The organism is Microbulbifer maximicatervae (SeqCode) (assembly GCF_052467955.1).
In genome coordinates this window covers 4,501,251-4,525,860 of sequence record NZ_CP174329.1, presented here as the reverse complement: position 1 = coordinate 4,525,860, position 24,610 = coordinate 4,501,251, and the positions used below count along the sequence as shown (strand labels likewise).

General features: G+C 52.4%; 21 protein-coding genes. 19 read left to right on the top strand and 2 right to left on the bottom strand.

Annotated elements, in window-relative coordinates; translation table 11 throughout:
• Positions 1 to 42: 42 nt before the first annotated feature.
• The 4 genes from ACJJI5_RS19540 to ACJJI5_RS19525 all read left to right on the top strand — a co-directional run bounded on the left by ACJJI5_RS19540 (position 43) and on the right by ACJJI5_RS19525 (position 3,889).
• On the top strand, positions 43 to 366 hold the full coding sequence (locus ACJJI5_RS19540) for a YqcC family protein (RefSeq protein ID WP_282934088.1): 324 nt from the start codon (positions 43 to 45) through the stop codon (positions 364 to 366).
• A 232-nt stretch (positions 367 to 598) separates the two neighbouring features.
• A complete protein-coding gene (locus tag ACJJI5_RS19535; RefSeq protein WP_413664553.1) occupies positions 599 to 1,282 on the top strand; it encodes an ATP-dependent zinc protease family protein in 684 nt (227 codons plus the stop codon).
• A gap of 55 nt (positions 1,283 to 1,337) precedes the next feature.
• Positions 1,338 to 2,870: an inactive transglutaminase family protein gene (locus ACJJI5_RS19530; protein WP_445355001.1), complete on the top strand. Its 1,533-nt coding sequence runs from the start codon at positions 1,338 to 1,340 to the stop codon at positions 2,868 to 2,870.
• A gap of 8 nt (positions 2,871 to 2,878) precedes the next feature.
• Complete coding sequence (locus ACJJI5_RS19525) at positions 2,879 to 3,889, top strand: alpha-L-glutamate ligase-like protein (RefSeq protein WP_445355000.1); 1,011 nt, start codon at positions 2,879 to 2,881, stop codon at positions 3,887 to 3,889.
• A gap of 25 nt (positions 3,890 to 3,914) precedes the next feature.
• On the opposite strand, the gene ACJJI5_RS19520 is transcribed toward ACJJI5_RS19525, so the two are convergent.
• Complete coding sequence (locus ACJJI5_RS19520; protein ID WP_445354999.1) at positions 3,915 to 5,078, bottom strand: acyl-CoA desaturase; 1,164 nt, start codon at positions 5,076 to 5,078, stop codon at positions 3,915 to 3,917.
• A gap of 483 nt (positions 5,079 to 5,561) precedes the next feature.
• Here ACJJI5_RS19520 and ACJJI5_RS19515 point away from each other — a divergent pair, with 483 nt between their 5' ends.
• Positions 5,562 to 7,601 carry an ATP-binding protein gene (locus tag ACJJI5_RS19515; protein ID WP_445354998.1) on the top strand — a complete coding sequence of 680 codons (2,040 nt, stop codon included), beginning with the start codon at positions 5,562 to 5,564 and terminating at the stop codon, positions 7,599 to 7,601.
• A gap of 58 nt (positions 7,602 to 7,659) precedes the next feature.
• On the opposite strand, the gene ACJJI5_RS19510 is transcribed toward ACJJI5_RS19515, so the two are convergent.
• Positions 7,660 to 8,463 carry an inositol monophosphatase family protein gene (locus ACJJI5_RS19510; protein ID WP_282934081.1) on the bottom strand — a complete coding sequence of 268 codons (804 nt, stop codon included), beginning with the start codon at positions 8,461 to 8,463 and terminating at the stop codon, positions 7,660 to 7,662.
• A 135-nt stretch (positions 8,464 to 8,598) separates the two neighbouring features.
• Here ACJJI5_RS19510 and trmJ point away from each other — a divergent pair, with 135 nt between their 5' ends.
• The 14 genes from trmJ (at position 8,599) to ACJJI5_RS19440 (ending at position 24,550) form a co-directional block, all read left to right on the top strand.
• Complete coding sequence (gene trmJ / locus ACJJI5_RS19505; protein WP_108731983.1) at positions 8,599 to 9,390, top strand: tRNA (cytosine(32)/uridine(32)-2'-O)-methyltransferase TrmJ; 792 nt, start codon at positions 8,599 to 8,601, stop codon at positions 9,388 to 9,390.
• A 106-nt stretch (positions 9,391 to 9,496) separates the two neighbouring features.
• Positions 9,497 to 9,973 (top strand): Fe-S cluster assembly transcriptional regulator IscR, encoded by a 477-nt coding sequence (gene iscR, locus ACJJI5_RS19500; protein WP_282934079.1) that lies wholly within the window; start codon positions 9,497 to 9,499, stop codon positions 9,971 to 9,973.
• A 62-nt stretch (positions 9,974 to 10,035) separates the two neighbouring features.
• Positions 10,036 to 11,250 (top strand): IscS subfamily cysteine desulfurase, encoded by a 1,215-nt coding sequence (locus ACJJI5_RS19495; protein WP_444894792.1) that lies wholly within the window; start codon positions 10,036 to 10,038, stop codon positions 11,248 to 11,250.
• A gap of 27 nt (positions 11,251 to 11,277) precedes the next feature.
• Positions 11,278 to 11,700 carry a Fe-S cluster assembly scaffold IscU gene (iscU, locus tag ACJJI5_RS19490; RefSeq protein WP_108731985.1) on the top strand — a complete coding sequence of 141 codons (423 nt, stop codon included), beginning with the start codon at positions 11,278 to 11,280 and terminating at the stop codon, positions 11,698 to 11,700.
• A 56-nt stretch (positions 11,701 to 11,756) separates the two neighbouring features.
• On the top strand, positions 11,757 to 12,068 hold the full coding sequence (gene iscA / locus ACJJI5_RS19485) for an iron-sulfur cluster assembly protein IscA (protein ID WP_444895049.1): 312 nt from the start codon (positions 11,757 to 11,759) through the stop codon (positions 12,066 to 12,068).
• Positions 12,069 to 12,204: 136 nt separating this feature from the next.
• Positions 12,205 to 12,732: a co-chaperone HscB gene (gene hscB, locus ACJJI5_RS19480; protein ID WP_282934078.1), complete on the top strand. Its 528-nt coding sequence runs from the start codon at positions 12,205 to 12,207 to the stop codon at positions 12,730 to 12,732.
• A gap of 63 nt (positions 12,733 to 12,795) precedes the next feature.
• Positions 12,796 to 14,667 carry a Fe-S protein assembly chaperone HscA gene (gene hscA, locus ACJJI5_RS19475; protein ID WP_445354997.1) on the top strand — a complete coding sequence of 624 codons (1,872 nt, stop codon included), beginning with the start codon at positions 12,796 to 12,798 and terminating at the stop codon, positions 14,665 to 14,667.
• Between the two features lie 90 nt (positions 14,668 to 14,757).
• Entirely contained in the window at positions 14,758 to 15,096 is a 339-nt protein-coding gene (fdx, locus tag ACJJI5_RS19470) for an ISC system 2Fe-2S type ferredoxin (RefSeq protein ID WP_108731989.1), read from the top strand.
• Between the two features lie 24 nt (positions 15,097 to 15,120).
• Complete coding sequence (gene iscX / locus ACJJI5_RS19465) at positions 15,121 to 15,315, top strand: Fe-S cluster assembly protein IscX (protein ID WP_282934076.1); 195 nt, start codon at positions 15,121 to 15,123, stop codon at positions 15,313 to 15,315.
• Between the two features lie 291 nt (positions 15,316 to 15,606).
• Entirely contained in the window at positions 15,607 to 16,035 is a 429-nt protein-coding gene (gene ndk, locus ACJJI5_RS19460; RefSeq protein ID WP_108731991.1) for a nucleoside-diphosphate kinase, read from the top strand.
• A 63-nt stretch (positions 16,036 to 16,098) separates the two neighbouring features.
• A complete protein-coding gene (gene rlmN / locus ACJJI5_RS19455; protein WP_445354996.1) occupies positions 16,099 to 17,217 on the top strand; it encodes a dual-specificity RNA methyltransferase RlmN in 1,119 nt (372 codons plus the stop codon).
• A gap of 539 nt (positions 17,218 to 17,756) precedes the next feature.
• Entirely contained in the window at positions 17,757 to 19,682 is a 1,926-nt protein-coding gene (locus ACJJI5_RS19450; RefSeq protein WP_445354995.1) for a cytochrome-c peroxidase, read from the top strand.
• A gap of 410 nt (positions 19,683 to 20,092) precedes the next feature.
• Positions 20,093 to 22,021, top strand: coding sequence for a cytochrome-c peroxidase (locus ACJJI5_RS19445; RefSeq protein ID WP_445354994.1), 1,929 nt, complete (start codon positions 20,093 to 20,095; stop codon positions 22,019 to 22,021).
• A gap of 609 nt (positions 22,022 to 22,630) precedes the next feature.
• Positions 22,631 to 24,550 (top strand): cytochrome-c peroxidase, encoded by a 1,920-nt coding sequence (locus ACJJI5_RS19440; protein WP_445354993.1) that lies wholly within the window; start codon positions 22,631 to 22,633, stop codon positions 24,548 to 24,550.
• The last annotated feature ends 60 nt before the right edge of the window (positions 24,551 to 24,610 follow it).

Genomic DNA, 24,610 nt, shown 5'->3' with positions numbered 1-24,610 from the left:
TTGCGTATTATCACGGCTGTAAATGTGAAGGTTCTATGAGTTATGCAACCTATTTATTCTGAAATCGCTGATCAGCTCCTGTTCCTTGAATCCGAACTGCGCAGCCTGCAGGTTTGGCAGGATAATGCGCCACCCGCAGAAGCCCTGGCCAGCACCGAGCCATTTTGTGTGGATACTTTGACCTTGCCCCAGTGGCTTCAATTTATTTTTTTGCCGCGTATGCAGGTCCTGATTGAAGGGGAGATGCCCCTACCGGGCCAGTGTGGTATTGCTCCGGTTGCCGAAGAGTTCTTCAAGGGGCGGGATGATGCTGCGGCACTGCTGGCTATTTTGGAAACTATCGACCAGCGCCTGCAGCAGGGCTAACCAGCTTCTGATTCCCTGAGCCCAATACTCTCAATCACTCTGGGCGGCATGTCACATTGTTAGTGTTGAGTCCCGCGACTCGGCGGACATCGCTGTGCAGTGGCCGCGCTCATGAGCTAATATCGACCTTTTGCCTGAGGCGGGGAGCAATTTCTCCGTCAGATAAGCGAACACCGCGCGTTTGTAGCGGTCCGAATGGCATTGCTAATGGGGCTTGAGGTAATTGGTCGGTATGCAGAGATTTTCCCTTCTGTGGTTAATGTTGACGCTTTCGGTGCTCGCCGGTTGTGAGTCACTGATGTATCCGGGGCGGGACAGGGCCGCTCAACCAGCGGAAGTTGCACCACCGGTAGAATCACCAGATTCTGCAATGCAGTGCCCAGAGCCTGCGGAAGTGATTTGTGCGGAACCGGAAGTGAAGGTTGTTGAGCGGGTAATCGAACGAACTGTAGAAAAAGTAGTCGAAGTGCCCGTTGCCAAAGATAAGTTGGTTTTGGGATCGGTAGAAGAAGTGGCCATAGAGCCTCCCGGCCTGATCCTGGAATCCGTTGTCGATACAGGTTCACCCACTTCCACACTGCGGGTCAGGAAGCTGACTCCGTTCGAGCGGGATGGCAGGGACTGGATCAGGTTCCAGATTGTTCAGTCGAGCAAAATGGACCCGGTCTCGGTAGAGCTGCCGATAAAACGCCATGTTCGAGTGGAGCGCCTGGGCTTTGATAATCAGCGCAGGCCGGTAGTGGAGCTTAACCTGACTGTTGGGCGTATAACCCACCAAGTCGAAGTTAACCTGACCGATGAGGGCGGCTCTGATTTATTGATGCTGCTGGGACGCAACTTCCTCAAAGATGCCGCTGTTGTCGATGTGAGCCGGCGCAATGTCCAGGGCCAACCCCAAATAGACGGGGTTAAATAGGCCAGTAATCCAATTGGGTTCCTAATTGGGACCTCAGAGTTACGGGGAATGGCGAATGTCGCCGCGTGTCCAAGTTTATGTAATTGCGGCGTTACTCGCATTGGTAGGAGCAGGCCTGACCGCCTATAAAAACCTTGAGTTGGGTTTTCCGCTGTTGCCGGGTGAGTACCGCACCGTGTGGACTATCGAAGCAAAAGTGGGCTTCGATGCCGATGGCGGTCCGGTAAAGGCCGCACTGACCCTCCCGCGCGAGCAGCGCAATATGGAAATACTGGGGGAGACCTTCAGCTCCTCCGGTTTTGGTTTCTATATCGCGAGAGAAGATGATGCCTATCGGGCCATTTGGTCTCGCCGGGCTGCAAGAGGCCCCCAATCTCTCTTCTATCAGCTGGATGTTTACCAGCGGCCCGGTGCTGCGCTGGCGCAGCCTCTGGATCTGAGCACTGAGATACAAAAACCCTTCCTGGGGGCTCGTGAGCAAGAAGCGGTGCGCTTGGCGATTTACTCCCTGGTTGAACAGGCCCGTGAGCGCTCTTCCGATGTGGAATCTCTAACTACCCAGTTACTATTCGAATTGAATGACGATGAAAATCAGGATCGCAACCTGATCTTCCGTCATTACGCCGATCGCTCTTTTGTGGATGTCGCTTTGCTTGTACTGGCGACAGCCGATATCCCCGCCCACCGTATTCGCGGCCTCTACCTGGAGGATGATCGACGTCGACTATCTCCAGAAGATCTGCTTGAGGTCTATGATGGCAAGCGTTGGATCGTGTTTGAACCCAGCAGTGGCCAGCCTGGTGTGCCGGAAAATTTCTTTATTTGGCAGCGCGGTGGCAAGAGTCTTTTGGATCTTGAGGGCGGTCGTAACTCCCAAGTGACCTTCTCTGTGATTGCCAATGATGTCCCAGCTCGCGATGTCTCTATACGCAGCACCAAGGATGAGAAAGATGCGCTGGTGGATTTCTCGATCTACAGTTTGCCCATTGAGCAGCAGAGTATTTTCAAGCTGATCCTGCTGGTCCCTGTAGGGGCCCTGGTGGTGGTGCTGCTGCGTGTATTCGTGGGCCTGCGCACCTCCGGTACCTTTATGCCGGTACTGCTGGCAATTGCCTTTATCGAAACCCAGTTGATTACCGGTTTAGCCATTTTTACTTTGATCCTGATCCTCGGCCTTTGGGTGAGGTTCTATCTCAGTAGGCTCAATTTGCTATTGGTGTCGAGGATCGCCGCCGTCGTGGTGACGGTGGTGATAATAATGGGGGCAATCAGTGTGGTCAGCTATAAGCTGGGCATTGAGCAGGCTCTCACAGTGACATTCTTCCCGATGATTATCCTTGCCTGGACTATCGAGCGTATGTCGATTGTGTGGGAGGAGGATGGCCCCTACGAGGTGGTGGTGCAGTCCGGGGGTAGTTTGTTAGTGGCGATACTGGCTTGGTGGGTAATGACGAACCGCTATATTGAGCATTGGACGTTCAACTTCCCCGAGTTACTGTTGGTATTGCTGGCCTTTATTCTGGTGGTGGGCAACTACACCGGATATCGACTCAGTGAGTTGATGCGTTTCCGTCCGCTGGTTCGCTAGGGGGCGTTATGCTGCAGTTTTCAGTTAAGCATATTTTCAATAAAGTTCGCGGCGGAGTGGTATCTCCGCTGACCCTGCGCCGCATGGGGGTGTTAGGGATGAACGCCCGTAATATTGACTATATTGCGCGCTATAACGACCGCAAAAAATATCCCATCGTCGACGACAAGCTAAACACTAAGCGCGCGGCTAAAAAAGCGGGAATTCCTGTGCCCGAGTTGATCGAGGCATTTGAAAGCCCTGCCAGCCGCAAGCGAGTTATGGAGGTGATTGACCCTCTATGGCAGTTTGTTATCAAGCCGGCACGGGGCTCGGGTGGTAAAGGTATTCTCGTTATTGCCGGTCGCAATGGTGACAAATATAAAAAGATATCCGGTGCTGAAATTGATGCGCTGGATATCTTGCGGCACGTGAGCAATATTCACAGCGGCCTATACAGTCTCGGTGGCAAACCCGACAGGGTGATGGTGGAGGCCCTGGTGGATTTTGACCCGGTCTTCGATCGCTACTCCGTTGAAGGTGTGCCTGATGTGCGGGTTATTGTTTTTCGCGGTTATCCGGTGATGGCCATGCTGCGCTGCTCAACCCACGCCTCAGATGGTAAAGCCAATTTGCACCAGGGCGCTGTAGGTGTAGGTATTGACCTGGCCACGGGCAAAAGTTGTCATGCGGTAATGCGCGGGTTGCGAATTGACCAACACCCGGATACTGAAGTGCCCTTCGATGCATTGCAGGTACCGGATTGGTACGAGCTGGTCCGCTTGGCGGCGAGCTGTTACGAAATGACCGGACTGGGTTATTTAGGCTGTGACATTGTCCTGGATCGTGAACGTGGCCCGCTCTTACTGGAGGCCAATGCGCGTCCAGGGTTGGCAATCCAAATTGCCAACGGTGTTGGCTTGCGCGAGCGCTTGGGCTTTATCGAAAAATTTGATGAAGAAATGTTCAGGAAAAATGTGGATGAACGGGTGGCATTTTCCATGCGCAAATTTGCTGTGAGCAAATACGCAGAAGTGTAGGTTTGGGCTCCATTAGGGGGCCTGATTATAAAGCTTCCTTAGGTTTTTCTTCCTGGACGTGTTCCATCAGAGCTTGAAGTCGTTCTCCTTGCATTTTCAAACTGTACTCAAGTTCATTCGTCTTGGTTTGTATTTGGGTTAACTCCCATTTGTTGGGCTTTTCTCCATTTTTAGCCTTATAGCTTTTTAATTGCAATTGCTCCCATTTTTCCAGGGTATGAGTGAGCTGTAGAGCTTCACTTTTTAGGGCCTCTTCGACTCCCTTGGGCAGAGATCCGCTTTCCAGCTTCTTACGCGCCTTCTTAAACTGTAGGTCTAGCTTGGCTTTTTGAATTTTCACTGGAGAGGCTACTTTTAGGTTACGGGTAATACCGATCAGACTAAGAGCCTTAATGACCCACTTGACTGGATCGTATTGAAACCAGTGAATGCCACTTCGGTAGTCAATTTGAAAGGCGTGGTGGAAATTGTGGTAGCCCTCACCAAAAACCAAAAGGTTAACAGCGCCATTGTCACAGGCAGAAATATCATCCCGGTAGGGCTTGCGACCAAATTTGTGGACGAGCGAATTCACCATAAAGGTAGTGTGATGACAGAAGAATATACGGAGTGCCCCTGCGAGTAAGAACATGCCGACAAGATCACCGGCGATAATTCCAAGTAGTGAGGGAATACCAAGGTTCATAGCAACAGTTATGGGAAGGTAATTGTTGTGTTGCCACATCACGATTTTATCTCGTTGCAAATCCCTTACGTTATTAAAGTTTTGATGGCTAGTGGGGTACTCCCGCAACATCCACTCGATATGGGAAAACCATAGCCCTCTCTTGGCGGAGTAGGGGTCGCGATCATTGTCATCGATAAATCGGTGGTGGTGGCGATGGTGATCACACCACTTCAATATTGTGTCTTGCAGTGCTGCGGCACCGAACAGTGCAAAGAAAATTCGCAGGGACCAGTGGGCCTCATAGCTCTTGTGAGACCAGAGACGGTGGTATCCGGCAGCAATTGAAAAGCTACAGAGTGCACCCATTGCGGCGAATGCGAGCCACTGATACCAGTGATAACCAAAAATAAAGCCATATAGGGGCACAACAATAATTGCCAACAAACCTGTTATGGCAAAGAGCAACGTGGGAGGCCAGAAGCGTTTTCTTTTGACAGTAGAGTCTATCGAGGTTGTGTTCATAGTGTGGTCCTCGGGTTTATGTATGCCCGGGAGAAATAAATCTCACCGGCCATATTCTGCGGTCCCGATTTTTCTCAGACCTGATAGCGATTTTTCCCCTAGTGTCTTTGCTGAGAATGCATTGTTTTGGTGCGGCGACCATATTTTGAGGTTCGCAATGGTTCGTAAGTTTGCTGTGACACAATGGATGAAGGGTGATGCCGGTTAAAAACACCGTTTTTAAAGTTGGCATAAGGGTTGCATTAGTGATTGTGCGGGACAACGGACCCGCATTTCGGGAGAGTTTCTTAGGGTTATGGCAAACCATTAACACTGGGTGACTTCCCGTTTTCTCTCATCATCGCTGATTACGGCCCCGCATTGCGGGGCCTTTTTTTTGCCCGCACTTTGCGCAAAGCTCATAATGCTTTAGTTTAGGGTCTCCCGAGGCGTTCCCAAATTTGACGGCCCCGGGAGAGAGGCTCTCTTTTATGGCAAGGATGCATGAGCCAGGTAATTAATGAGCTAATTTCGATAGTCGAGCCCTGTGTGTCAGAGTCACTAACCCCAAATCCGTCCAGCGCAGTGTTCCAGTTGGCAACCAGCGATGAGCTCTCTTCTTTGGATGCATCGCGCCTGCCTCGTCATACCGCTTGTTTGCAAGATTTGTTTTTGGATTCAGATTGCGGGTTGTGGGAGTGGCATCCGGATTCCGGTGCCCAGCGTGCTCAAGGTGAAATTTGGCTCCTGTTTGCAGAAACTGCAGAACTCTCTTTGACTTCCCTGTGGACGGGTGATGAATTGCGTTCGGTTCACTCTGATGAGCGGGATCGAATTATCACTGTGCGGCGTCGTCTTACTAACAAAGGTGGACACTTCGATACTACTTTTCGGGCCTACGACAGTCTCGGTCAGTTGCGCTGGTTACGATTGCGGGGACGCGCGATAAACCTCGAGGATGACAGTGGATTTGTTGTGATTGGAAGTTGCGCTGACTTCACCGAAACTTTGGCCCAGCGCTACCTATCCAACCTGCCTGGTGAGCGCCCCTTACAAACACTGTCTGGAGTTGGCGATGGTTTATGGGAGTGGGATCTACGCGCAGATGAAATGGTGCTTGATGATGCCTGCTGGGGGATTCTGGGTTATGAAGTGAGCCCGATACGCAGTATCGGTATTTCAGCCGCGGAGCAGTGGAAGGCTCGAATTTTAGCGGAGGACTTCCCTCGGGTTGAGCAGTCCATGCGGGATCATGTGCGCGAGGGGTTACCGCTCGATGTGGAATTTCGCATCTGGCGTTCGGATAGCAGTGTGGTTTGGGTTCGCTGCCGCGGTAAGGCCCAATTAAATAGTCGCGGTCAGCCCGTGCGGGTGTTGGGAGTTTTACAGGACGTCAGCCGCAGCCGGGAAAGACTTTCGCAAATGGAGCGGGAGCTGGAGTTGCAGCGGGAGGAAAATGCGCATCGGGCAGATTTATTATTTAGCCTGAGCCATGAATTACGCACGCCACTTAATGCAATTTTAGGTTACAGCCAAATCGTCGAATTAGATCAGAGTCTCAACGCAGACCAGCGTCAGCGCTTATCAGAAATTCGTCGCGCGGGGCAGCATTTATTGCATTTGGTCGGCGATGTATTGGAGCTGGCCAGAATCGACAGTAGGCGTTTGGGCCCCTCAATGGAATTAATTCGTCCGGCCGATTTGGTTGCAGAATGTAAACGTTTACTCGAGCCCCTGGCTGAAACCCGTCGCGTAAGTTTGATGTTTGAGCCTCTCGGCTGGGAGTCCGCTTATATTTGTGCGGACCCTGTGCGCTATAAGCAAGTTGTATTGAACCTGGCGGGCAACGCGGTGAAATACAATCGTGAAAATGGCCGTGTCATTATTAATTTTACGCCGCAGGCCGATGGCTGGTTGAGGCTGAATATTTTGGATACCGGCAAGGGGATTGCAGCAGAGAGGCGCAAAGAAGTTTTTGAGCCCTTTAACCGTCTGGGGGAGGAAAAAGGTCATATCGAGGGTACGGGTGTCGGTCTTGCAATTGCCAAGCGTCTGGCGGAGGCGATGGGGGGGCGGATCGATTTTGACAGTCAGGAAGGGCAGGGGTCAGTATTTTGGGTTGAATTCCCAATGGTTGATGCAGCGGAGTCTTTCCTGTCATTTGCAAGTTCTGTTGATGCCCCGTCAACATTACCCGATTGTAGATTGCTGCTAGTGGATATCCGTCCTGAAAGTGTGGCTCGGGTGGAAAAGCTTTTGCAGGGGGCGCCGCAAGTACAGCTTTCTGTGGCCGCAGATGTTGTTGAGGCCATATTTATGGCGCGTACCCAAGCACCGGATGTGGTGTTGTTTCACAATACCTTACCGGGAATGTCGGTTGGGGATTTGGTAAGTATCCTCAAGCAGGATCAAGTCACTCAAAAAACCTGTTTGGTGGTTATGGGAGGAGAGGCTTCCTCGGGAGTGACCACCGCTTTGCCGGATAACTTTGATCGACCGCAGCTTGCGCGAGTTTTGATGGAGTGTTTGACGGGGAAGAGGTGAGTTGGACTGTTGGAATCAGCACCCCGGCATCTTATTTGCCGGAGTGCCGTTCAGGATTTTAGCGTATGTGCCCCATATGTTTGCCCACGATTTTCACCAGGGGCTTAAATACTTTCGGAGTTGCACAGACCAGGTGGCCGGAGTCCAGGTAGTCTTCACCACCGCGGAAATCGCTGATCAGGCCGCCGGCCTCTTTGACCAGCAGGGAGCCCGCTGCGATATCCCAGGTGTTCAGGTACATTTCCCAGAAGCCGTCGAATCGCCCGGCAGCAACATAGGCAAGATCCAGCGCTGCGGCGCCAGGGCGGCGGATTCCCGCAGTTTGCCCAGCGATATCTTTTAGGGCGGCCAGGTAGGCGTCGATGTTATCCAGCGGCAGGCCGTTGAAGGGAATGCCGGTGCCAATCAGAGAGCCGCGCATGCCCTGGCGTGAAGAGACGCGGATACGGCGGCCATTCAGGGCAGCGCCGCGACCGCGACTTGCGGTAAATTCTTCGCGTTTGATCGGGTCCAGTACGACTGCGTGCTCAATGCGGCCGCGATAGCGACAGGCGATAGAAACAGCGAACTGTGGGACGCCGTGGATAAAATTGGTGGTGCCATCGAGGGGATCGATAATCCACTCGTAATCGGGCTCTGCGCCCTCTTGCAGGCCGCTTTCTTCAGCGCGGATGCTGTGCTTGGGGTAGGCCTTGCGCAGGTGATAGATAATTTCCTGTTCGCTGGCCTTATCCACTTCAGTAACGAAATCGTTGCGCGTCTTTTCTTCGAATTTCATCAGGTCGCCGCGCTCCCAGGCCCGTTCGATCAGTTCTCCTGCCTTACGCGCCGCGCGCAGGGCAATATTTAGCATGGGTTCCATAACTATTCCGCACAAAGTGGTTAAAGGGGTTAAAAAGCAGGCCGCAGGTTAACTGCGACGGACGCGATTGTAGGGATTCCGATTGGTTTTTGCTACACTCGCGCGCCCCCATGACACCGATTTATTACTTTCAGTATGGCCAAGTCACCTTTAGACACGACTCCACTTGCCGCGCTCGACAATGTGCGCGTGGTTCTGGTTAACAGCGCACACCCCGGAAATATTGGTGGTGCGGCGCGCGCGCTCAAGAATATGGGCCTGAGTCAGCTGTACCTGGTAGCGCCTCGGGAATTTCCTGCAGCCAATGCTGTTTGGCGTGCAGCAGGGGCAGCTGAGCTGCTCGATAGCGCCGTTGTGGTGGATACCCTGGAAGAAGCCGTGGCTGATTGTGGTCTTGTTGTGGCCACCAGCGCTCGCGAGCGCCGAATCCCTTGGCCCCTGCTGACCCCGCGCCAGTGTGGAGAGCGTACCGTCGCCGAGGCCGCGTCTCATCCGGTTGCTTTGGTGTTTGGCCGCGAGGATCGAGGGCTTACCAACGAAGAATTACAGGCCTGTAACTACCATGTGCATATTCCTGCCAACCCGGAATACAGCTCCCTGAACCTGGCGACTGCTGTTCAGGTACTTGCCTACGAAGTGCGTATGGCGGCCCTGGAAGCGGAAAAGGGTGAGCCTGTGAATTACACCGATTGGGATCGTCCACCGGCCAAGGCCAGCGATATGGAGCTGTATTTCGATCACCTGCAACAGGCGCTGGGCGAGCTGGGCTTTATTGACCCGGATAACCCCCGTCAGACAATGACCCGCCTGCGCCGACTGTATAGTCGGGTGCGCCCCGATGATATGGAGCTGGGTATACTGCGCGGTATGTTGACCTCAATCCAGAATTACATTCATCGCTCTGGTGGTAAGGGGCGACCCGACTAGTTGAGTACCCGAGTGTCCCGCTGGGTTATATACTTGACTACAGTAGTGGGTTATTCCATACTCGCGCCCCGATCGGAAAAGGGCTGTACATCAGTTGGGAGCTGATATGCGTTTGACAACCAAAGGCCGCTACGCGGTGACTGCCATGCTGGACCTGGCGTTGCACGCTGATCGCGGACCGATCAGTCTGGCAGACATATCCAAGCGCCAGGGTATATCACTGTCCTACCTGGAGCAGTTGTTCTCCCGGTTGCGGCATTCTGGGCTGGTGTCCAGTGTGCGTGGACCCGGCGGTGGCTATCGCCTGGCGCGGGATGGTGAAGAGATTTTTGTGGCGCAGATCATTGATGCGGTCAATGAATCTGTAGACGCCACCAGCTGCGGCGGCAATGCGGATTGCGCCAACGGCGAACAGTGCCTGACCCACTACCTCTGGTCAGACTTGAGCGATCAGATTCATAGCTTCCTCAGCAGTATCAGCTTGGCCAACCTGGTTTCCCGAGCTGAGGTGCAGGAAGTTGCGCGTCGGCAAGATATGCGCGAGGCGCCGGAAGAGAGGGTCGCTGTACTCGGCGGCCTGTGATTGAGGCCCAAACGGGCCAGCAGACAGATATTAGAGATTTACTAAGCGGAAACGGTATGACTATGAAGCTTCCCATCTATCTGGACTATTCGGCTACCTGTCCGGTTGACCCACGCGTCGCCAAGAAAATGGCAGAGCAGCTGACGATGGAAGGCAATTTCGGCAATCCGGCCTCTCGCTCCCACCTGTTTGGTTGGAAAGCGGAAGAAGCAGTGGAGAATGCCCGACGCCAGGTGGCGGAGCTGATCAATGCCGATCCGCGCGAAATTGTCTGGACCAGCGGTGCCACCGAGTCCGACAACCTGGGTATCAAGGGTGCGGCCCATTTCTACCAGAGTCGCGGCAAGCACATCATTACCTCCAAAATTGAGCACAAAGCGGTTTTGGATACCTGCCGCCAGCTGGAGCGGGAAGGTTTTGAAGTGACCTACCTGAATCCCCGTGAAGACGGCATCGTCTATCCGGAGCAGGTTGAGGAAGCCATGCGCGAGGACACCACTGTGGTGAGCCTGATGCACGTCAACAATGAGATCGGGGTGATCAACGATATCGCTGCGATCGGCGAACTGTGTCGCTCGCGCAAAGTTATTTTCCATGTGGACGCGGCCCAGAGCGCCGGCAAGCTGCCGATCGACCTTCAGGAAATGAAAGTTGACCTGATGTCCTTCTCCGGCCACAAAATTTACGGCCCCAAAGGTATCGGTGCCCTTTACGTACGCCGCAAGCCCCGCGTTCGTTTGGAAGCCCAGATGCACGGTGGCGGCCACGAGCGCGGCATGCGCTCCGGTACCCTGCCGACTCACCAGATTGTCGGTATGGGCGAAGCCTTTGGTATTGCTAAAGAAGAAATGGCTCAGGAAGCCGAGCGTCTGCGCTCTCTGCGCGACCGTTTCTGGGATCAGATCAAGGATATGGAAGAGGTCCATATCAACGGTTCCGCCGAGAAGAGAATTCCGGGCAACCTGAACGTGAGCTTTGCGTTTGTAGAAGGTGAGAGCCTGATCATGTCGCTGCGCGACCTGGCGATCTCCTCCGGTTCCGCCTGTACCTCTGCGAGCCTGGAGCCCAGCTACGTACTGCGAGCCCTGGGTGTTAACGACGAACTGGCGCACAGCTCACTGCGCTTCAGCTTTGGTCGTTTTACCAGCGAGAGTGATGTCGACACCGCTGCCGCAGAAGTGCGCAAGGCCGTGGAGAAACTACGTGAATTGTCACCGCTTTGGGATATGTACAAAGACGGCGTAGACCTGAACAAGATTGAATGGGCCGCTCACTAAGCGCGCGCAAGAGTTAGGAGAAAAGTCATGGCCTATAGCGATAAAGTAATTGACCACTACGAGCACCCCCGCAATGTTGGACGTATGGACGACAAGGCGGACAATGTAGGTACCGGTATGGTGGGCGCGCCCGCCTGTGGTGACGTGATGCGCCTACAGATTCAGGTAAGCGACGAGGGTGTTATCGAAGACGCCAAGTTCAAGACCTACGGCTGTGGTTCCGCCATTGCCTCCAGCTCCCTCCTGACCGAGTGGGTGAAAGGCAAGACGATCGACGAAGCGGAGCAGATCAAAAACACTGCCATTGCAGAGGAGCTGGCGCTGCCGCCGGTGAAAATCCACTGCTCGGTTCTCGCCGAAGACGCGATTAAAGCTGCGGTTCGCGATATCCGCGAAAAGCGCGGTGAGTCCGATGACGCTGTAGAAGCCAAGGAATCTGCGGCGGGTTAACTTCTCGTCCAAATGTAGCGTCCAAACATAGCGAAGGTGTTATTTTGGCTATTAGTATGACCGAGGCCGCTGAGGCCCACATTCAAAGTCAATTGGCCAAGCGAGGCAAGGGAATCGGCATTCGTGTCGGTGTCAAAACGGCCGGCTGTTCCGGTCTCGCCTATGTGCTGGAATTTGTCGATTCGTTCGAAGCCGAAGATACGGTATTTGAGCAAAACGGCGTTAAGTTGGTGGTGGACCCCAAGAGTCTGGTTTACCTCGACGGCACCCAGCTGGATTTCGTCAAGGAAGGCCTGAACGAAGGCTTCACCTTCTCGAATCCCAATGTAAAAAATGAGTGTGGCTGCGGCGAGAGTTTCCACGTCTGATTCGCTCTCGCCCCACAAGGCCGGGTGCGCTGCGCATACCGGCCTTTTTATTGGCTCCTCGGACAGTTGGGGGCCGTGCAGCAGTAAGCGGCAACTTCAGCCGCGTCCCAGGCTGTGCCCCAGTAGGTATATTCAGATGGCAACCAACCTGAACCATTTCGAAGTTTTTGGTCTGCAACCCGCGTTCGCGGTCGATCGCAGTGCCCTGGCGACCCGCTACCGGGAATTACAGCGGGAATTCCACCCGGACAAATACGCTTCCCATTCCGAGGGCGAACAATTGTTGGCCATCAAAATGGCGGCCCAGATCAATGAGGCGCACACCGTTTTGCGCGACCCGGTACAGCGCGCCGCCTACCTACTCAAGTTGGCCGGGGTAGATGTGCCACCTGAGCAGACCACCAAAGATACTGAATTTCTGATGCAGCAGATGATGTTGCGCGAGCGCCTGGAAGAAGTGCGCGAGCAGCCCGATCCGGCAGCTGCGCTGGATGAGCTCAGTGCTGAGGCGCGGGGGCTGATCTCCAGTGAGGAACAGCGCTTTGCCGAAACTTATGACGGGGGCGATCTGGGCGCAGCAGAGGACTCGCTGCGCAAGCTTCAGTTCCTGGCCAAGCTTGAGAAACAAATTGACGAGCTGGAAGAAGACCTTTTCAACGACTAGTTGCGAGAGCACTGACTGAGAGGGCCAGACGGTACCGCGCCCCGCTTAAAGAAGAGATAACTAATGGCATTACTGCAGATTTCTGAACCGGGCCAGAGCCCAGCTCCCCACCAGCGCAAGCACGCAGTGGGTATCGATTTGGGGACCACTAACTCATTGGTAGCGACCGTGCGCAGTGGATCGGCAGAGGCCATTGCCGATGAGCAGGGTGAAGTGATCCTGCCATCAGTGGTGCACTACGGAGCCGAGGCGATTACCGTGGGTGCTGAAGCCCGCGCGTGCGCTGCAGAAGATCCCTACAACACTATGATTTCTATCAAGCGCCTGATGGGGCGAGGTGTTGCAGATATCAAAAGTTTTGGTGAGCAGCTGCCCTATCGCCTGGCTGAGAGCAGCGGCGGTATGCCTTCGATTGAAACTGCAGCCGGACCGGTAAACCCGGTGCAGGTATCGGCAGAAATCCTGAAAAAACTGGCTGCGCGCGGCCGCGAAGCGCTCTATGGCAAAGCGGGCGGTGAGCTGGATGGTGCGGTGATCACCGTGCCGGCCTACTTCGATGATGCCCAGCGCCAAGCGACCAAAGACGCCGCCCAACTGGCGGGCCTGAAAGTCCTGCGCCTGCTCAACGAGCCCACAGCAGCGGCTGTTGCCTATGGCCTGGATAAAGGCGAAGAGGGTGTGATCGCGGTCTATGACCTCGGTGGCGGCACCTTCGATATCTCTATTCTGCGTCTGTCTCGGGGTGTGTTTGAAGTCATGTCTACCGGCGGCGATACCGCTCTCGGTGGCGACGATTTCGATCGCACCATTGCCAGTTGGATCGCCGAGCAAGTGGGATTGGGTACCGATCTCGACGCCGCGACCCAGCGAGTCCTGTTAGACAGCGCCTGTGCTGCGAAAGAATCCCTGTCCAGTGTCGAGCAGGTGGAAGTGCAATACGGCGATTGGTCAGGCGTGCTCGATCGCGACACCATGGCTTCACTGCTGGACCCCCTGATCGACAAAACCCTACGCGCCTGTAAACGCGCCCTGCGCGATGCCGGTATCAGTGCCGATGAGGTACAGGAAGTGGTTTTGGTGGGGGGCTCCACCCGTACTTTGCGCGTGCGCGAGCGGGTTGAGGGTTATTTTGGTCGTCCCCCCCATGCGGAAATTGATCCCGACCAAGTGGTAGCAATCGGCGCCGCGATTCAGGCGGATGTACTGGTGGGCAATAAGTCCAGCGAAGAACTGCTGCTGTTGGATGTTATTCCCCTTTCCCTCGGGATTGAAACCATGGGTGGCCTCGCGGAAAAACTGATTGATCGCAACACGACCATCCCCGTCTCTAAAGCCCAGGAGTTCACCACTTTTAAAGATGGCCAGACTGCCATGGCAATCCATGTCGTGCAGGGCGAGCGGGAGCTGGTGAGTGACTGTCGCTCACTGGCGCGCTTTGAATTGCGCGGCATACCGCCGATGGTGGCCGGTGCCGCCCATATCCGTGTGACTTTCCAGGTGGATGCTGACGGTCTTTTATCGGTGACAGCCATGGAAAAAAGCAGTGGTGTTAGTGCCGATATTACGGTTAAACCGTCTTATGGGCTGGAGGACAAGGATATTGCGCGAATGCTGCAGGAATCCTACACCCACGCCGCTGAGGATATCGTCCTGCGTGCCCTGCGTGAGGCCCAGGTGGAGGCGGAGAGAACCCTGGAAAGCATGTTGGTGGCCCTGCGTGAGAACGGTGCCCAGCTGCTGGACGAAGGTGAGTTAAATGAGCTTGAGCACGCGATGGAAGCTCTGCGCCTGGCCCATAACGGCGGCGACGCTGAGGAAATTCGTCGACGTATCGAAGCCTTGAATAAGCTGTCTGAGCCTTTTGCTGCCAAGCGTATGGATGCCTCTATTAAGCGCGCTATGCAAGGCCACAGCTTGGATGAATTTGATAAATAACCATGATCAGGCGCAGACTCTGCGCTGCCGGCGGCCGGGGAGTCGTTACTTTCTCCCCGTCGGATTGAGACCACAGAGGTTCAGTACCCCATGCCGAAGATAGTATTTTTACCCCATCCGGAAATGTGCCCCGAGGGCAAAGTGGTGGAAGCGGAGAGCGGTGTCAGCGTGATCGACGCGGCCCTGGCCAACGATATCGAAATTGAGCACGCCTGTGAAAAAGCCTGTGCTTGTACCACCTGCCACGTCATTGTGCGCGAGGGCTTCGATTCCCTGGAAGAGCCGGACGAGCTTGAAGAGGACCTGCTGGATAAAGCCTGGGGCTTGGAACCGGAGTCTCGCCTGTCCTGTCAGGCGATTGTGGAGGATGAAGACCTGGTGGTCGAGATTCCCAAGTACACCATCAACCAGGTGTCGGAAAAGCATTGACCTGCACGCTAAGGAAGCCGAATCATGAAGTGGACTGATATTCACGATATTGCCATAGAGTTGAGCGAAGCTCACGAGGATGTGGACCCACTGACGGTCAACTTTGTCGACCTGCGCAACTGGGTGATGGCGCTGCCCGGATTTGATGACGATCCCGATCGCTGCGGAGAGAAAATCCTCGAAGCGATCCAGGCTGCCTGGATCGAAGAGCAGGAGTGACCGGCCTTCGGGGCAGTATTGGCAAGAGAGTACAAAAGTCGATCAATACCCCGTATAATCCGCCGGCCGCGAAATGCGGTGATCAAAAATTGAGTACCCCCGGTGGGTATGAAAGGAATATCAGGGAAGAGCAACTGAGTAGGTTGCTCTTTCTTTATGTAGGGAACCTCTGAACAACTCCGCAACAATCCCGCAACACCTCCGCGAGCCTTGAAGGCCCGCCCTGCGGGGCTTACAGAGTTGTTCAGAGGTTCCTAAGTTAAGTTACAAAAAATCAATTTGGAGATAACCATGGCCCTGGAGCGTACCCTTTCTATCATCAAGCCGGACGCAGTAGCCAAGAATGTAATCGGTGAAATCGAGAGCCGTTTTGAGAAAGCTGGCCTGAGCATTGTTGCCATGAAGATGGTTCAACTGTCCCGCGAAAAAGCTGAAGGTTTCTACGCTGAGCACAAAGAGCGTCCTTTCTTCAAAGACCTGGTTGACTTCATGACTTCCGGTCCAGTTGTTGTACAGGTTCTGGAAGGCGAGAACGCTATCCTGGCAAACCGCGACCTGATGGGTGCTACCAACCCTAAAGAAGCTGCTGCTGGCACCATCCGCGCTGACTTCGCTGACAGCATCGACGCCAACGCTGTACACGGTTCCGACTCCGCAGAGTCCGCTGCTCGCGAAGTAAGCTACTTCTTCGCCGACGACGAAATCTGCGCGCGCGCTTAATCCGCGCCACAAATCGCACCGGTCTGTCCGGACCGGTGCAATTCTTCCCCCGAGGTGAAATGAATGACCACAGAGAAAACCAACCTGCTCGGCCTTTCGGTAGAAAAGCTGGCCGCCTTTTTTGAATCATTGGGCGAGAAGCGCTTCCGCGCTGTTCAGGTTTTAAAGTGGATTCACCAGAATGGGGTTGATGATTTTGCTGAGATGACCAATGTCAGCAAGGCCCTGCGTCAAAAGCTGGCGGAAGTGGCCGAAGTCCGTGCCCCGGAAGTATTGAATCAGTGGGATTCCGCCGATGGCACACGGAAATGGTTAATTAAAGTCTCCGGTGGCAATGCTATCGAGACTGTTTATATCCCCGATGGTGATCGCGGCACCCTTTGTGTCTCCTCCCAGGTGGGCTGTTCCCTGGATTGCAGCTTTTGTGCAACTGGCAAGCAGGGCTTTAACCGCGATTTAACGGCGGCAGAAATTATCGGGCAGGTCTGGATTGCCTGTAAATCTTTCGGTCAATTGGACCCGAAAGGACCGCGCAAGGTTACCAACGTAGTGATGATGGGCATGGGTGAGCCATTGCTCAATTTCGACAATGTGGTCGATTCCATGAACCTGATGATGGAAGACAACGCCTACGGTATTTCCAAGCGCCGCGTCACCCTGTCGACCTCCGGTGTAGTGCCCGCACTGGACCGCCTCGCCGATGTGACCGATGTGAGCCTGGCAATTTCCCTGCATGCGCCCAACGATGAATTGCGTAACGAGTTGGTGCCGATCAATAAAAAATACCCTATTGCGATGCTACTGGATTCCGCCAAGCGCTACATCGACCGCATGCCGGATACGCACCGTAAAATGACCATTGAATACACGCTGATGCGCGAGGTTAACGACCGCCCGGAGCACGCTGAGCAATTAGCAGAGCTGCTTAAAGAGATTCCGGTGAAAATTAACCTGATTCCCTTTAACCCGTTTGAGTTGTCCGACTACCAGCGAGTGAGTAATAACGCACTGCGTCGCTTCCAGCAGATTTTGCTCGACAAAGGTTATACCGTGACTGTGCGCACTACACGCGGCGATGATATTGATGCGGCCTGTGGTCAGTTGGCAGGCAGTGTTAATGACCGTACCCGCCGCTCCGAGCGCTACCGCAATGCAGAGCGCCCCGTTCGTATTGTTAACTAGTCGCTGGTAATTTTTTTTATAGGTTGCCAAATTGTTGGCAGCCTATTGGCTTCGATTTTTCCCTTCTCTAAAAAACTCTGTTCAGTCTGAAAGTTCCTTTCTATTCTATTTTTCGTGTCAACGAAATTGCTTTATCTAACGTTTAACGCTCTAGGAAAATTTACCCGGGAAGGGAGCGTTGGATATATGCATGAGATTAGGTCAAAACGATCATATTTTTTTAATTTGCATTTTGCCTGCAATATTTTGACTTTGAATAAAGCAGTTGGCCATTGGAGAGAGGTTTTCACTAGACCGTCTGGCACTGGATCTTTGCAGTAGCTACACCCGTATCTCCAACAACCATCAAAACATTATGACGCTATAGCGTGCTATCCAGTCATTTTCATTTGGCCTGGAGCTGTTGCAGCGTGCTTAGGTTCAGGAAAAACAATGTGTAGAAGTGCTTGCACAGCTGTGCTGAGAGTTGAAGTGCATGGAGTTCTCTGAGTTGCCTGGCTTAGGAAAAGAAAAGTTATCGACGGGACTGTTCGAACATTATGAACGCGGAAAAAAACCAATTAACCCAATTGCTTGTAGCGCTGAATAAGCTGCTGTTCATTTCTTTATTTCTATTTATGGTGGGCTGTGGGGGCGGTGGTTCCTCTAGCGGTGAAGATGATTCATCGACAGAGACTACTGAAAATGATAGCGGCTCTGGGGATAGCTCTGGCTCAGACGATGGTGACGATTCGGATGGTGATACTGGGGCAGATGATGATTCCGATTCAGAGCAGGGGATCTTGGTTGCTGAACTGATTGCAAATCCCTTCTCCGGCACCAGCATAGGGCTCTCCTGGGAGGACTCTGAAGAGACCTACAGCATCTATCGCGATGGCGAATTGATCGCAGAAACTACAGATAACCATTACGTGGATGAAGTCCTCTCAGTTAATACTGAATATAGTTATTGGGTCGGTGTGGGGAGTATTGATAGTGATACCAATAGTGTTACTGCAAAAACATTGGTTAATAACACGAATGATGGCCTGAGCAATGGTACTGAAGCAGAGGCCATTGAAAAGCGCATTGTTGATTTTGATGAATGTCAAAATGAGCGCTCAGCCGTAGATGTTGACGATAGTAGTCTCGACGGTTGCTTGCAGGCTGTGCTGGATGAAGTGGGAATGGCAGAGCAACTGGAGGATATGCGCGCTTTCGCTGCTCGAGTTAGAAGTGAGCAAGCCCCGGAGATGGTTGAGTTGGGTATGCGGTTATTCCACAGTAAAAGTCTTAGTGCTAACGGTGATACCGCCTGCTCTTCTTGCCACCACCCGACAATAGGCTGCGCTGGTGATGATCTTTCCATGTCTGTTGGGGTTAATGCCGTTGATCCCGATTTGCTTGGCCCAGGGCGTTCCGATGGTGAAAACGAAGTGCCGTTGGTTGCACGCAATGCCCAGCCTATTTGTAATGTGGCGCTCTGGGATAATGGATTATTCTGGGACAACCGTGTTCTTTTCACGAGTGACGGTGGCCTTAAAACAGACTCCAGGGATGTAACCAATAATACTGAAGCGGCGGTAGGTACCGGTACTTTGGCACTTATGATGGCCCAAGCCCATTTTCCGGTGACTGATGCTGCTGAGATGGGGGATATTTCTGAATTTGGCTACGACGAAAGTAGCGACGATGACCTTACTGATTACCGTGAGGAATATCTTATACCAAAGCTCAATGAGGAGTCCTGGGGCCCCTTATTTGCTGCCGCTTATGGAGACAACAGTATTGACTACAGTAGGGTCGCACAGGCGATTGCCGCCTATGAAGCGGTATATATTTTTATTGATAATCCCTTCTTTGACTATATCGACGGTGACCTGACAGCGCTGGATGACGATGCGAAGCGGGGAGCAATTACTTATTTTACGCCAGGCTCTGGTTGCACTGCTTGCCATACGGGCGCCTTCTTTACTAACCAGGGATTGAGGGTCGTTAACTATCCTCAAATTGGTGTCGGAAAAGAGGATGATGGCGCTGATTGGGGAGGGGCAGTACTCGGTGGCTTTCGTGTTCCAACACTGCTCAATGCAGGCATTACTGGTCCCTGGGGGCACGCCGGGCAGTTTGGCTCCTTAGAAAGAAATATTGAGCACTATGCCGGGCAAGCGGATTCGGTGTCCCGGTATTTCGAAGATAGTGAAATGTGCGACCTGGATCAGTTTGCCGAGCTAGAAGACTGCGCAGCGAAAGTTGCGCCCAATGGTCTGGAGTTGACCGAGGCAATTCTGGAAATAGATGGTGATGCAGCACTTCCGATAGACGACGATGAAGTGAAGCTGTTAGCGGCATTTCTTGAGGCGCTCACTGACCCGGATGCAGAGAATGTAAATTCAAATGCAACCCAATCCCTGATTCCTCCCCGTGACGGCGGACCCGATGGAATGCAGCTGGATGCCTGGGATCAGGACGGCAACGCACTATAATATTCCTGCATTTTATTTGAGCATCTCACTAATATTGACTTACTGGTGAGATGCCAACTCTTCATTAGCGAACTTTATTCGCACTCATCATTCAGGCAACTACCTTCTGCCTTAAAATTCACCACAGTTTAATTCTTACTTTGCTTCCAGAGCCAGGCCGAAGTTGATCCGAGAGTGAATTCCTGCGATCAGGGCTAGGTATAAGTCATCGTCTGGATTGCGAAGTTTTTAGTCAGTTGTTGCTGGAAAAAATGCTATCCCCTGAAATTCTGGTGAGCTGGTCGTTCCCTCCGGGATTCACTCCGGACTTTTGTTCACATTTCTTCCTTAATTGGTCAACCAAATCTATTGGTGTCGCGTTATCACCTATGAACTATTAAAAATATATGGAAGGGACCACTAGGATTCTTATGAGTGCTCAGAAGTTCGATCAAAAAGTCTTTCCCAGAGTCCTACTTAGACTCTTTTTCCTCACGCTGTTTTCGCTGTTAGTTGGTTGCGGCTCCGGGTCATCTGGTAGTGAGGATAATTCGCCTGCAGATACCGTTCAGGGTGATGATGGTTCCGGTTCCGGTTCCGGTTCCAGTTCCGGCTCAGGGACGGGTACCGATCCTGAGCCGGAAGAAGCCGGTGAACCCACTGAGCTAATTGGCTATGCCCATTCGGGAACCAGTATCGGTCTTAACTGGGAAAGAGATGGTGAGACTTACTTTATCTATCGAAACGGTGAAAAGGTCGCGGAAACCAGCAATAACTATTATGTGGAGCAGGGCCTCTCAGTTAACACCGAATATGTTTACTCTGTCAGTACGGTTGATGCTGCAAACGAATCAGAAACTTCGCAGATTACAGTCAAGACATTAGTTAATGACGCCAATACTGGCCTGAATAACGGTACAGAAGATGATGTCTTGAATGAGCGTATCTCCACGTTTGCAGAGTGTAAAAATACTGCGACGGCACTAGATCTACTCGAAGAGGACTTGGACAATTGTTTGGCAGCCATGCTCGAGTACAATCGCATGGTTTCTCTTGTCGAAGATATTCGGGCTTTTGCCGCACGGGTCCGCAGTGAGCAGGATCCCGCCAAGGTGGAGCTGGGTATGCGTCTGTTCCACAACAAGTCTCTCAGTGCTAATCAAGATGCTTCTTGTTCATCCTGTCACCACCCTGCGATTGGTTGTGGTGGAGATGACCTCTCGATGCCGGTTGGAGTGAATGCTGTAGATACTGCTTTGCTCGGGCCAGGTCGATCTGATAGAACTAACGAAGTGCCTTTGGTGCCGAGAAATTCACAGGCTATTTGTAATGCGTCACTATGGTCTCGTGGACTGTTCTGGGATAACCGGGTCTCACTGAGTCCGAATGGCGTTCTCCGTACGGATTCAAGAGATGTTACCGATAATACGAATGATGCTGTGGGATCTGGTTCGTTAGCCCTACTTATGGCGCAGGCGCATTTCCCGGTAACGGCCCCGCCAGAAATGGGGGACATCGCGGACTTTGGATACGACGATTCTGTCGATGAAAATTTCACTGCATACCGCGAAGATATATTAGCGGCTAATTTGGATGTCGAAGCCTGGGCTCCGCTGTTTACCTCTGCCTTTGGGGATTCTGAAATCAATTTCAGTCGCATTGCTGAAGCAATTGCAGCTTATGAAGCCGTGCAAATATTTATCGATAACCCCTTCTTTGACTATGTGGGCGGTAACCTGGAGGCGCTCGATGTAGAGGAAAAGCGTGGTGCTATTACTTTTATGTCGAAGGATGCTGGGTGCACGTTCTGTCACAAGGGAGCTTTCTTCACGTCTGAAGCCTTGATGGCCGCAAATTATCCGCAGATAGGTATAGGAACCGATGAGAGTGGCAGTGGGGAAGATTTGGGTGGAGAGGGTTCCTTAGGGTTCGGAGCATTCAGGGCACCGACCTTACTGAATGTGGCGATCACTGGTCCCTGGGGGCACAACGGGCAGTTTGGCACGCTGAAGAGAAATGTTGAACACTACAGTGATCATGGAGCCTCCATTTCCAGGTACTTTGAAAATAGTGAGATGTGTGATCTCGCTCAATTCAAGGATCTTGAAAATTGCGCCAGTAAACTGGCTCCCAATGGTTTGGCACACTCTCAGGCGATCTTAGATGGAAATGAGGGTGGGGGTATAAATCGCCTGAGCGAAGAGGAGATGGACCTTATAGTGGTATTTCTGGGGACTCTTACTGACCCCAAGGCCGCGAATACCAACTCTAATGAGATTCAGTTTCTGATTCCTCCTCGGGATGGTGGACCAGATGGAAAGCAGTTAGATGCAAAAGATAGTGATGGTAAAAGTTTATAGCCTTCATTCCATTGACTCTTTGGGAAATGGTTGCGTCAAGAGCGCTTTGCGTTTCCCCTAAGTTGGATTAGCCGGCTATTTGTCGGTAGTCACCGCTAAAAAGCTGTTGGTTATTGCCGGCAGCTTTTTTTAATCTATCTGAAATAATCCTGACACAGTTTGTTTTTACAAACTCTCCTTGCTTGTCCCACCTCTGTTTCAATGGCGCAAAAATATTTTCATTGGGGTTTGGGCGTTAACGCCCAAACTTCAGAGATTGAATTTACATATTTTCTTAAGCAAACACCGAAACTACTAATTTTTATTAAATTCCTGACTATGAGAACGGATGTAGTAGCTTACTGCGACCTTATTAGCAGTTATTCCTGTTTTAAGTCATTACAGTAGGCCCTGGGAGTAATTGGGTATTTTCGCAATGCCGCTGATTTTCAGGATGGTCCACAATCAATGCGAGGCTCCCTAGATCTTTCATTAGGTTGCAACGCAGAATTTATTCTTAGATATAGTAAGTGTTTCCTTACCCTTTGATGCCAGCACTGGCACTTAGGTCTGTATTTGCTGTCCAGAACTCGGAATAAGAAAAGGTCATTGACGGGCAGGTCAAGAACTATGAATGTTGATAAAAATCAAATCACACTATCGCTAACGGCTCTGGTAAAGCTGCTGGTCCTACCTCTATTTCTTGTGATGGTGGGCTGCGGAGGAGGAGGTTCCTCAAGTAATGGCAATGACACGCCTACTGAAACTTCTGATACTGGCAGTGATGACGATTCTGGTTCAGGTGATGATGATAATGGCGATGGCGATGGCGATACAGGCTCAGGTCAGGGAATTATTCCTGCAGAACTGATCGGCAACGCATTTTCCGGTACCAGCATTGGTCTTTCCTGGGAAAGCACCGGTGCGACCTATGTTATCTATCGTGGCAGCGAACGAGTTGCTGAGACGACTAGCGGATACTATGTCGATGAAGGTCTCTCATCAGACACTGAATATACCTACTCAGTAACCACCGGCGATGTCGACAGCGAAGATGAGACCGCCAGCGTCACTGCCAGAACATTGGTAAATAATACTAATGATGGCCTCAGTAACGGTTCTGATGCAGACGGTTCTGATAGCCGAATTTCCGATTTTGATGAATGTCAAAATGCGCGTTCAGCGGTCAATATTGCTGATGGCAGTCTCGATAGCTGCCTACAGGCAGTGCTGGATGACGTTGGCATGGCCGAGCAGTTGGAAGATATGCGCGCCTTTGCTGCCCGGGTCAGAAGTGAACAGGACCCTGCCATGGTAGAGCTGGGTATGCGCTTGTTTCACAATAAAAATCTGAGCGCTGATGGCGATGCATCTTGCTCTTCCTGCCACCACCCGGCAATAGGTTGTGGTGGTGATGATCTGTCTATGCCAGTTGGTGTTGATCCCGTTGATGCTGAATTAGTCGGTCCCGGTCGCTCCGACGGCCAGAATGAAGTTCCGCTGGTACCGCGAAATGCCCAGCCTATCTGCAATGTAGCCCTTTGGGATAACGGTTTGTTTTGGGATAACCGAGTGGCGATCAATGGTAATGGAGGGCTCAGGACAGACTCCCGGGATGTTACTCGCAACACAGAGGCGGCCGTGGGTATTGGTACCCTCGCACTGATGATGGCCCAAGCCCACTTCCCGGTCACAGAAGCTGCAGAAATGGGGGATATCACCCAGTTCGGTTACGACGATACCAGCGATGATGGTTTTACTGATTATCGTGAGGATATTCTCGCTGAAAAATTAACCCAGGACTCGTGGGGTGCAATGTTTACCGCAGCATTTGGCGATTCGGCAATTAACTTCAGCAGAATTGCAGAGGCAATTGCCTCTTATGAAGCGGTGCAAATTTTTATCGATAACCCCTTCTTTGATTATGTTGATGGAGACCTTGCGGCCCTCAATAACGATGAAAAGCGAGGGGCAATTACCTTTATGACACGAAATTCAGGGTGTACAAATTGCCACTCAGGAGCCTTTTTCTCTAATCAAGGGTTGAGAGCTGTCAGTTATCCACAGATTGGTGTTGGTAAAGATGAGAGTGGCAGTGGTGCTGACCTGGGTGGTAATGGAAGCGGCAGCTTCCGCACGCCAACGCTGCTTAACGTGGCGCTCACTGGCCCCTGGGGGCACGCAGGTCAGTTCGGTACATTGAAAAGAAATGTCGAACACTACACTGGTCGAGCCGACTCTGTTTCCCAGTATTTCACCAACAGTGAGATGTGCGATTTGGATCAGTTTGCAGAGGTGGATGAGTGTGCCGCGAAAGTTGCGCCCAATGGCCAGGCACTGACTGAAGCACTGTTGGCTGAAAATGGCGACGGCGCTGTGAATTTGGACGACGAGGAAGTTGATTTACTGGTAGCGTTCCTCGAAACCCTAACTGATCCAGATGCGGCAAATACTGACTCCAATGCAGTCCAGTCATTGATTCCGCCGCGGGACACTGGTCCAGATGGCATGCAGCTGGATGCGGTTGACCAGGAAGGTAATCAACTCTAACTCTTCTAAGCCCTTTTTACTTATTCCGCCGGTACACCGGTACTGGCGGATTGACAATAC